3 protein-coding genes are annotated in these 1,733 nt (G+C 64.9%); all 3 read right to left on the bottom strand.

Translation table 11 applies throughout. The features are described from left to right. A partial coding sequence (locus FJZ36_19290) for a hypothetical protein (GenBank protein MBM3217045.1) occupies nucleotides 1-469 on the bottom strand: 469 nt, incomplete at its 3' end. Between the two features lie 98 nt (nucleotides 470-567). Beyond that, nucleotides 568-1,011 carry an MOSC domain-containing protein gene (locus FJZ36_19285; GenBank protein ID MBM3217044.1) on the bottom strand — a complete coding sequence of 148 codons (444 nt, stop codon included), beginning with the start codon at nucleotides 1,009-1,011 and terminating at the stop codon, nucleotides 568-570. 47 nt (nucleotides 1,012-1,058) lie between these two features. Further along, on the bottom strand, nucleotides 1,059-1,733 hold a 675-nt coding region (locus FJZ36_19280; protein ID MBM3217043.1), incomplete at its 5' end, for a M42 family metallopeptidase.

Here is a 1,733-nt window from a genome sequence, read left to right as displayed (position 1 = left end):
ACTCGTCCGAGTCGGAATCCTCGTCGAACTCCTCATCCATCTCGTCCATCTCGCCGACGTCGCCGTCGATCTCGGCGTCCGTCTCCTCGGTGGAGTCGTCGAAGATGCCGGCAAGGGGGGAGTGACCGTTGCGGCGCGACCGGCGGACGCCCTGGCGCGACAGGATCGTCTGCACCTCGGACTGATCGACGGACCGGATCTGCACCGGCACGACGCCGTCAACCGGGTCGCCGCTCACTTTGCACTCGAACCGGACGCCTTCCTTCAAGCCCGGCAGAATCCTCGTGGTAGCCGCGTCCCGGTCGAGGTATCCGACGACATCGTTCACGTCGTTGACGACGGTGATCAACGCCTTGTCGAATGAATCCTGCAGCCGGCGATAGATAAAGAGCTGCTCTCCAACCGTGAGGGGAACCTCGCCGAAGGCGCCGTAATCCACAACCTTCGTGTCGAAGACGTCGTTCTCCATTCCCCGTCGTCCTCCTCGGGACATCTCGCATGAACGCTCGCTGGTGGGCGCGGCAATAGTAGCACCCGCCCTCGAAAGCGGTCAATCAGAGCTGAGCGCTACATCTGCCGGACGGCGTCGCCGACCCGAATGCTCCCTTCGGACCGAACGAACGCGAGGAATCCGCTCCTCCCGACGAGCGCTTGCGGCAGTCGTCCATCCAACGGCGCCAGTGTCGCGCATGGCACGCGCACTTCACTGAGCTCGATCGTGACCGATTCGCCGACCTGGAGCCGGTCTCCGACCGAGAGCCGACCGAAGTCGATCCCCGACAGCAGCAGGTTCTCCGCCAGGTCGCCCGCGTCCAGCTCGATGCCATCAGCGCGAAGCGATTCGTAGAGCTCCGCGCTGTATAGGCAGAGGGCGCGTCCCGGCGTCCGCTTGTGCCGCGCCGACGCGTCGCCTTCCAGCCCATGGTCGATCACGGCGCGCGCGGACTCCAGGGCTGGCTTGCGGATACCACCTTGGTTCGATGCGAAGATTCCGACCACGACGCCTGCCATGCGGTCTTCTCCAGAAAGTCTGGTACCGTCGCTCGTTCGGCTCGAGTTCAGGGCGTGAAGTCGGTGCTCGCGTCCACCGCCAGAACGAACTCAGCCAACAGCTTCGCCGCGTTCTCGAGGTCGTCGAGCGCGACCACCTCGACCGGCGAGTGCATGTACCGGTTCGGAACACTGACGAGACCGGTCGCCACGCCGCTCCGCGATATCTGGATCGCGTTGGCGTCCGTCCCGGTTCCGCCGGGAGCCGCCTCGATCTGGATCGGTATCTTCTTCTTCTCCGCGACCTGGCATAGAAGATCGAAGACGCGCGGGTTGATGTTCGCGCCTCGCGTCACGACCGGGCCGCCGCCGATCTTGACCTCGCCGTACCGTTTCGGGTCCATACCGGGATAGTCCGTGGCGTGCGTGACATCGACGGCAATTGCCGCGAGCGGCTCGATGCCGAACGCCGACGTGTGGGCTCCGCGCAGCCCAATCTCCTCCTGCACGGTCGAGACGGCGAAGACCGAGGCGTCAAACGTCTTGCCGTCCAGCAGCCTGAGCGCCTCAATGCTTACCCAGACGCCGACCTTGTCGTCCATGCCGGGGGCGTGCGCGAGACCGTTTCGGAGTTCGCCGAACCCGAGCTCGAAGGTGATCGGATCGCCGATGTTGACGATGCCTGCCGCCTCGTCCTTGGACTTCGCCCCGATATCGACCCACAGGTCGTGCATCTCGGGAAC

Source organism: Candidatus Poribacteria bacterium (assembly GCA_016866785.1).
In the GTDB taxonomy this organism is placed as follows: domain Bacteria; phylum Poribacteria; class WGA-4E.
The sequence above is the reverse complement of the archived record's forward strand: the minus strand, read 5'-3'. Positions and strand labels throughout refer to the sequence as shown.